Consider the following 6,970-nt stretch of genomic DNA (forward strand, 5'->3'; position numbering starts at 1 on the left):
TGGCGGAGTGGACGGGACTCGAACCCGCGACCCCCGGCGTGACAGGCCGGTATTCTAACCAACTGAACTACCACTCCGCAGAGATATCATTATACTTGTTATTACTTAATTTGTTGGCGGAGTGGACGGGACTCGAACCCGCGACCCCCGGCGTGACAGGCCGGTATTCTAACCAACTGAACTACCACTCCAGCATACAAATTTTGTAATATAACATTGTTTAAATAGTTGGCGGAGTGGACGGGACTCGAACCCGCGACCCCCGGCGTGACAGGCCGGTATTCTAACCAACTGAACTACCACTCCAGCATACAAATTTTGTAATATAACATTGTTTAAATAGTTGGCGGAGTGGACGGGACTCGAACCCGCGACCCCCGGCGTGACAGGCCGGTATTCTAACCAACTGAACTACCACTCCAGCGCATATTTAAACTGTTATTTTTTCTTATTGGCGGAGTGGACGGGACTCGAACCCGCGACCCCCGGCGTGACAGGCCGGTATTCTAACCAACTGAACTACCACTCCATAATAAGAATATGTTTTACAACCATACGTTGTGTAAGTGTTGGCGGAGTGGACGGGACTCGAACCCGCGACCCCCGGCGTGACAGGCCGGTATTCTAACCAACTGAACTACCACTCCAGCTTTTACTTACAAGTTTTACGAAAATGGCGGAGTGGACGGGACTCGAACCCGCGACCCCCGGCGTGACAGGCCGGTATTCTAACCAACTGAACTACCACTCCATATTTCCGTTGCTGTTTAGGTCTCCCTGACAGCGGCGTGAATAATACGAACCAACCCCTATTTCGTCAAGGGCTTTTTTGTTTTTTTATAGGTTTTTTAGTCATCTGTCATCGAAAGGTTTAAAATTTCACCTGATCTGTCATTTTTTGAGCCATTTTTACCGACTTGATTTTTTTCTGTGTCGGCAACATCACCTTCACTTGTTTTCTTTTTCTTTAAAAAAGGCAGCTTCACTTTAAATTTAATCGGTTTTTTCTGAACAAATATACGAATTAACAACCAACCGAGTAATAAAATGAGCGTATTGCAGCCTACAATTAAACTAATAATTGTAGATGTGGCCATTTTTTCTTCAACAGGCTCACTCTCAATCATTTTATCTGGCGTAATAATCGTTGCCGGATCAATTTCGGGCACCGCTTCTATGGGTCGTTCTATCTCAAATTTATACGTTGGTAGCGTTGCCATAAATTCACGACCATTAATATTAGTACCAAAAACAGACAGTTCAACACTATATCTACCCCAATCATAATTTTTAACACTAAGTTGTCGTGAGTCTTTAGCAGCAGCATCTATGGTAAACATTTGCTCTTCGTTATTGGGATAGTAGATTTTTCCCTGGATGATGACTGTTTCTGGCTTAACAATACTTGGGTCTATATTTATAGTTAGTAGATGCTCGTCTGTGTCTTGCTCTGCTAACGCGACTTCGGTTACAAAAGGCGGTTCGTGCACTTCTATTGTATTTTGCACAATGCGACGCTGCAGCAAAGGTGTCGCAACGTAAAGCTCTGGTGTCCATTCACCCGCAGGGAAATCTAAAGTAAACTCGCCGGTAAATACACCATCTTTAGGGCGTTCATCAAATCCACGTCCATCGTCTTTAAATTCAGCTACTTCTTGAATGCCTGCGCCAAAGTTAGCAAAGTTTTCATTGTTGGTACTTACAAAGTCAACATTAAGGCTAACAACATCTCTAAATAGGTTTGTGTTAATTGGCTCACCGTCATTTAGTATTTTTCCGGTAATTTTTATTGTCTCCCCCCTAAACAACATTGAAGGAAGAGGCTCTGCTTCAAGAGATATCTCGCCTAATACAACTATTCTGCTGTCGGGTAAAATACTGCCTATTACTTGCCAAGGACCTGCCATAGGTTTTTTTATGGTTACTAAATCGTAGCTGAGTTCGTCAAACCAATCTAAGTTAGGGTTTTTAACTGAGTCAGTAGCAAAGTACTTACTGCCATCGGGCCTCACTAAAATAACAGCAGGTGCACCTGATTTTCTAAAAAAAAGCAGTGTTATTTCATCTATTTTGCTATCTATGCGAAAACGATTATCAAGTAAAGGGATCTCATTTTGATGCCCATCGCGCTTGAGCACTTCTACTTGTTTTACGCCATATGCATTGCCAGTAAATAAACTAGCGGCACATAACGCTGTTACAAAATACATCGTTTTCATTAAATCGCCTTATTCAGCGCGCCATATGCACTGGCCGCCTTCTTTGTTTACAAGATCTAATCGTGCTTCGTGTGCGCTTTGCTCAGCGTCGCTTGCTCGTAATACAACTAATGGGGCTCTATCACTATTTAAACGCTTTATACCGCCCTTCTGTTGCTCGCTGCCGTCATCTTTATTTTGATTCAAATTTAGCTTTGTTTGACCACCCGTCATGGCAAGGTACACATCGGCTAAAATCTCAGAATCCAGTAGCGCGCCGTGAAGCGTTCGTTTACCGTTATCTACATCGTAACGACGACATAATGCATCAAGGTTGTTCTTTTGACCTGGATGCAAGTCACGCGCCATTTTAAGCGTGTCGAGAACTTGACAAAAAGTATCTGTTTTAGGGTAGCCCTGATTAAGCAGCGCAAATTCGTTATCCATATGACCAACATCGAACGGGGCGTTATGAATAACTAACTCTGCCCCTTCAATATAGTCGAAAAACTCTTGGGCAATTTGATGAAACAACGGTTTATCACGTAAAAATTCGTTAGTGATACCGTGAACGTCGATTGCTTCTTCTTCGCTTGGGCGTTGTGGGTTTATATAAACGTGAAAATTATTGCCTGTTAAACGGCGATTTACTAACTCCACACACCCAATTTCTATAATACGGTGCCCTTGTTTAGGGTCGATGCCGGTGGTTTCTGTATCTAAAACTATTTGTCTACGTGCCATATCGAATTTAGCCTGATTCTGGTATCTTTCTATAATCACTTTATTGTACATAAGATCAAGGTAAAACAGTGCAAAAAACCGTAGAGATTTACACCGATGGCTCATGTTTAGGTAATCCAGGCCCCGGCGGTTATGGTATTTTTATGATTTATAACGGCCACGAAAAAGAAATGAGCCAAGGTTATAAACTCACAACGAATAACCGAATGGAAATGCTCGCGGCTATTGTAGCCCTAGAATCACTCACACGAGAATGCGAAGTAAATCTAACAACCGATAGCCAATATGTTAAGCAAGGTATTGAATCGTGGATCACTAACTGGAAAAAACGTGGCTGGTTAACATCAGCTAAAAAGCCGGTTAAAAACGTCGATTTATGGAAACGCCTAGATAAAGCCTGTAGCGAGCACAATGTAACCTGGAAATGGGTTAAAGGGCATAGCGGCCATAAGTACAACGAAATAGTTGACGATTTAGCACGCGATGCCGCTGGCAGTAAAGATTTACTAGAAGATGTAGGCTATCAGCCTTAACGATTATTTTCTTGGTCGCACGTTTTGTAATGCTGCTTTGACGTTTGTCTAAGCCCTGCCCCTTTTACTGGTGCAAACTGCGGCCTTGCATGCCACTTAGGTTTTATTGGCGTAAGTGGCGCAACTCTTTTTCGTGCCACCAGCATATAAACACTGCCCATCGGTTTTAAATACTGTTTTGCAAAAGTCCGCCAAAACTCAAACCTTGATAGCCTATTACCTCTTGCCAGTGATGAATAAATAAAACGTTCGTCACTTACAATTTCAAAACCAAGTAAGTTTAGCCAATCTTTAACCCTCGCAGGGGTAAAAAAGCGCCCCGTCCATGGTAATTTCTGACCACTAAAAGGCAGCATTTGTGCAAGTCCGCACAAACTAAACGGATTAAATCCCGTAATTACTATATAGCCGCCCGGAATAAGTGTGCGATGTGCTTCTCGTAAAATGTGATGTGGGTCTGAATGATACTCTAAGCAGTGACTTAGTATGCAGGCATCAATACTGTGTTCGTAAAATGGCAATTCGTCTATGTCAGCCACTACGCCTGTATAAGGCCCAGGCTCTGCAACACACACTTGATGTTTAATCGTACTTATACTTGTGTTTAATTCACCACTTAAATTACCCAATTTAAGCATATGATAGCCAAACATACGCGGCAGCCATTGCTCCATTTTGCGTTCAATATCTTTGCGCAAATAATCCCCATGAGGAAACTGTTGCCACGACAGTGGTTTGGGTCCTTCTTGAAAACTAAGGGCTGGTTTCATTTTTTGAGCTCGTTATACTATGCGGTAAGTGTCACTTTATAGAGCAATTTACCATGGTGCAAGTCAAAGCAATTAAAGCCTTTTCTGATAATTACATTTGGTGTTTAACTACCGATAATAGTAACCAAGCATGGGTAGTCGATCCAGGCCAAGTACAGAGCGTATTAGCGTATCTAGCTGAGCACAAACTAACGCTTGGTGGTATTTTAATTACGCATCATCACTACGACCACACTGATGGCGTAGCTGCATTAGTTGACGCCTATCCAGATATATCGGTTTATGGCCCCGCAAATAGTCCATTTAAAGGCATCACTCACGCACTCACTGATGGTCAAAGCATCAGTGTCCTTAATATTAACTTTAATATTTTGGCAACTCCTGGGCACACGCTTGATCATATTTGCTATACAAATGATGAACTTGCTTTTACAGGCGATACATTGTTTAGCGGTGGATGTGGGCGCTTATTTGAAGGCACGCCAAAGCAAATGTGGGAATCGTTTAATAAACTAAGAGAGCTGCCTGCAAGCTGCAGTGTGTATTGCACGCACGAATACACGCAAGCTAATCTTGCCTTTGCCAAAGCGGTTGAACCACGTAACCCAGAACTCCTTGCGTACAGTAAAAAAGTAGATGAATTACGCAGTAATAACCAAATTTCCCTACCCACTTCTATTGGACAGGAGCTAAAAATAAATCCATTTATGCGTAGCGATTTGCCAACCATTACAGAGTTAGTGCCAGAAAAATTCATCTCGGTTACAAAAAACAATGAACCTTGGGGAAACTTTGCTAGTCTGAGACAGTTCAAAGACAATTTTTAATGCACAAACTAATACTTTAATATTTATTTTATTAGAATCATTAACTTAAGATATAGTGATGATTCTATTTCTGCGTTTTAAAAAGTCATTAAGTGGCAATGTTAACTCATAACAGGTAGTATTCGCCGAGTTTTTTACCCGATGTATTGGTATTTATGAATAAATCTCCCCTATTAGTAGCCTTGGCGTTAGCGCTAAGTGGTTGTCAAACTGTGACAACTCTAGACTCAGACTCTCAAGTCGCCACGCAAGCAAACCAACAACTCGAAGGCGCAAGTCCTAACGACATTAACAATGCATTGATGGTAAACGCACAATATCAGCAAGTTGACCCTGATGAGCAAGAAGCTCCCGTGTTTGATGATGTATGGGAGCGAATTCGCTACCAACTTTCTATCGAAATACCGCAAAACCGCCCTGTTGTTACTGAACGTAATTATTACGCTCGCCACCAAGCCTATTTAGATCGTATTTCTAAACGTGCAGAACCTTACTTACACTTTATAGTTGAAGAAGTAGAAAAGCGCGAAATGCCAATCGAAATTGCACTACTGCCTATTGTAGAAAGTGCATTTGACCCGTTTGGTTATTCTAATCGCAGCGCATCGGGCATTTGGCAGTTTATGCCTGCAACCGGTGAGCGATTCGATTTAAAACAAAACTGGTGGTACGACGGTCGTCGCGACATAGTGCAGTCGACTCGCGCAGCACTTGACTACTTATCGTATTTACATAAAACACTTGAAGGCGATTGGCTAAATGCGATTGCTGCTTACAACTCGGGTGAAGGGCGCTTGATGCGCGCTATTAAAAAGAATCGTAAAAAGCATTTACCTACCGATTTTTGGTCTCTTGATTTACCTAGCGAAACAACAGCCTACGTACCAAAGTTATTAGCACTTGCCGATTTATTAAAACGCTCAGATGATTTTAACGTTACATGGCAACCAGTAATTAATGCACAAGTGGTTGAAGTGGTTGATGTTGGATCTCAAATAGATTTAGCGCTTGCTGCTGATATGGCTGATATGACGCTTACTGAGCTATACAGATTAAACCCTGGTTTTAACCGCTGGGCAACTGATCCTAATGGCCCTCATTCTTTATTATTGCCTGTTGATAAAGCAGAGGAATTTAGCCAAAAACTAGCAAACACTGATGTTAAAAACAGATTACGCTGGCAGCGTTATATTGTGGCTCGAGGCGACAGCTTATCGGTAATTGCCAAAAAGTTTACAACAAGCTCAAGTGCAATCCGATCGCTTAATAAACTCAAATCAAATACGATTAAAGTAGGCCAAGAGTTATTAGTCCCGCTTACTGATGGCGCTATAAATAGCGAGCATTTACCAAAGCAGATGCGTTTAGCTGCTAATAAAGCAACTCGCACAAAGCTTTCGCACACAGTTAAAAGTGGCGACACGTTATGGGATATTAGCCGCGAATATGACGTCACTATGGATGAGTTGGCTAAATGGAATAAACTAAAGAAAAACTCTGTATTGCGCCTAAATCAAAAACTAACTGTGTATAAGTCAGCTAATAAACCACAAGCAACGGCAAGCACCAACCGTACTATTACATACAAAGTACGCCGTGGTGACTCACTTGCACGTATTGCGTCTAAGTTTAATCTAAGCGTTAACGAAATTATTAAGTGGAATAATTTAGCCGGTCAAAAATACTTACAACCTGGCCAAAAGCTAAAACTTAAAGTAGATGTCAGAAGTAGTTAATTTATAAAACTATATTAAAAGCAAAAAGGAGCGCATGCGCTTAATGCCGATCAGTTAAGAAAATGACAGGTTGACCGATCCAAACGATCATGCAAAATCCGTAGTTAGGAAACTAACTACGGATTTTTTTGTGAATATAGAACAAGCACTGCAAGCAACACT

Annotated in this window: 6 protein-coding genes and 7 tRNA genes; 3 read left to right on the plus strand and 10 right to left on the minus strand. The window is 41.8% G+C overall.

What is annotated here, in order from left to right:
* From I6F48_RS20880 to dnaQ, 9 genes are all read right to left on the minus strand, one after another.
* Positions 1–77: transfer RNA gene (locus tag I6F48_RS20880), tRNA-Asp, on the minus strand.
* Between the two features lie 37 nt (positions 78–114).
* Positions 115–191: transfer RNA gene (locus tag I6F48_RS20885), tRNA-Asp, on the minus strand.
* Positions 192–229: 38 nt separating this feature from the next.
* Positions 230–306, minus strand: a tRNA-Asp gene (locus tag I6F48_RS20890).
* Positions 307–344: 38 nt separating this feature from the next.
* Positions 345–421, minus strand: a tRNA-Asp gene (locus I6F48_RS20895).
* Between the two features lie 31 nt (positions 422–452).
* A tRNA-Asp gene (locus I6F48_RS20900) sits at positions 453–529 on the minus strand.
* A gap of 41 nt (positions 530–570) precedes the next feature.
* Positions 571–647: transfer RNA gene (locus I6F48_RS20905), tRNA-Asp, on the minus strand.
* Between the two features lie 27 nt (positions 648–674).
* Positions 675–751: transfer RNA gene (locus I6F48_RS20910), tRNA-Asp, on the minus strand.
* A 97-nt stretch (positions 752–848) separates the two neighbouring features.
* Positions 849–2,219, minus strand: coding sequence for a TIGR03503 family protein (locus I6F48_RS20915; protein ID WP_024608203.1), 1,371 nt, complete (start codon positions 2,217–2,219; stop codon positions 849–851).
* Between the two features lie 9 nt (positions 2,220–2,228).
* On the minus strand, positions 2,229–2,942 hold the full coding sequence (gene dnaQ / locus I6F48_RS20920) for a DNA polymerase III subunit epsilon (RefSeq protein ID WP_007586004.1): 714 nt from the start codon (positions 2,940–2,942) through the stop codon (positions 2,229–2,231).
* A 68-nt stretch (positions 2,943–3,010) separates the two neighbouring features.
* On the opposite strand from dnaQ, the gene rnhA reads away from it, so the two are divergent.
* The gene (rnhA, locus tag I6F48_RS20925) at positions 3,011–3,475 is read left to right on the plus strand and encodes a ribonuclease HI (RefSeq protein WP_007378210.1); all 465 of its coding nucleotides are present in this window, start codon (positions 3,011–3,013) and stop codon (positions 3,473–3,475) included.
* Here rnhA and I6F48_RS20930 read toward each other — a convergent pair.
* Positions 3,472–4,245 carry a class I SAM-dependent methyltransferase gene (locus tag I6F48_RS20930; protein WP_165740363.1) on the minus strand — a complete coding sequence of 258 codons (774 nt, stop codon included), beginning with the start codon at positions 4,243–4,245 and terminating at the stop codon, positions 3,472–3,474. The two genes, rnhA and I6F48_RS20930, sit on opposite strands and share 4 nt — an antisense overlap.
* Before the next feature lie 53 nt (positions 4,246–4,298).
* Between I6F48_RS20930 and gloB the strand changes: the two genes are divergently transcribed.
* Together gloB and I6F48_RS20940 are read left to right on the plus strand one after the other, a co-directional pair.
* Positions 4,299–5,072 (plus strand): hydroxyacylglutathione hydrolase, encoded by a 774-nt coding sequence (gene gloB / locus I6F48_RS20935; RefSeq protein ID WP_197120230.1) that lies wholly within the window; start codon positions 4,299–4,301, stop codon positions 5,070–5,072.
* Positions 5,073–5,227: 155 nt separating this feature from the next.
* Entirely contained in the window at positions 5,228–6,808 is a 1,581-nt protein-coding gene (locus tag I6F48_RS20940; RefSeq protein WP_007586008.1) for a LysM peptidoglycan-binding domain-containing protein, read from the plus strand.
* Positions 6,809–6,970 lie beyond the last annotated feature (162 nt).

It is taken from the genome of Pseudoalteromonas sp. SWYJ118, assembly GCF_015864505.1.
Taxonomy (GTDB): Bacteria; Pseudomonadota; Gammaproteobacteria; order Enterobacterales; family Alteromonadaceae; genus Pseudoalteromonas; species Pseudoalteromonas arctica.

Excerpts from the sequence above, each read along its gene's own strand:
- I6F48_RS20915 (WP_024608203.1), bottom strand. The coding sequence starts at position 2,219 with ATGAAAACGATGTATTTTGTAACAGCGTTATGTGCCGCTAGTTTATTT.
- dnaQ (WP_007586004.1), bottom strand. The coding sequence starts at position 2,942 with ATGGCACGTAGACAAATAGTTTTAGATACAGAAACCACCGGCATCGAC.
- I6F48_RS20930 (WP_165740363.1), bottom strand. The coding sequence starts at position 4,245 with ATGAAACCAGCCCTTAGTTTTCAAGAAGGACCCAAACCACTGTCGTGG.
- gloB (WP_197120230.1), top strand. The coding sequence starts at position 4,299 with ATGGTGCAAGTCAAAGCAATTAAAGCCTTTTCTGATAATTACATTTGG.
- I6F48_RS20940 (WP_007586008.1), top strand. The coding sequence starts at position 5,228 with ATGAATAAATCTCCCCTATTAGTAGCCTTGGCGTTAGCGCTAAGTGGT.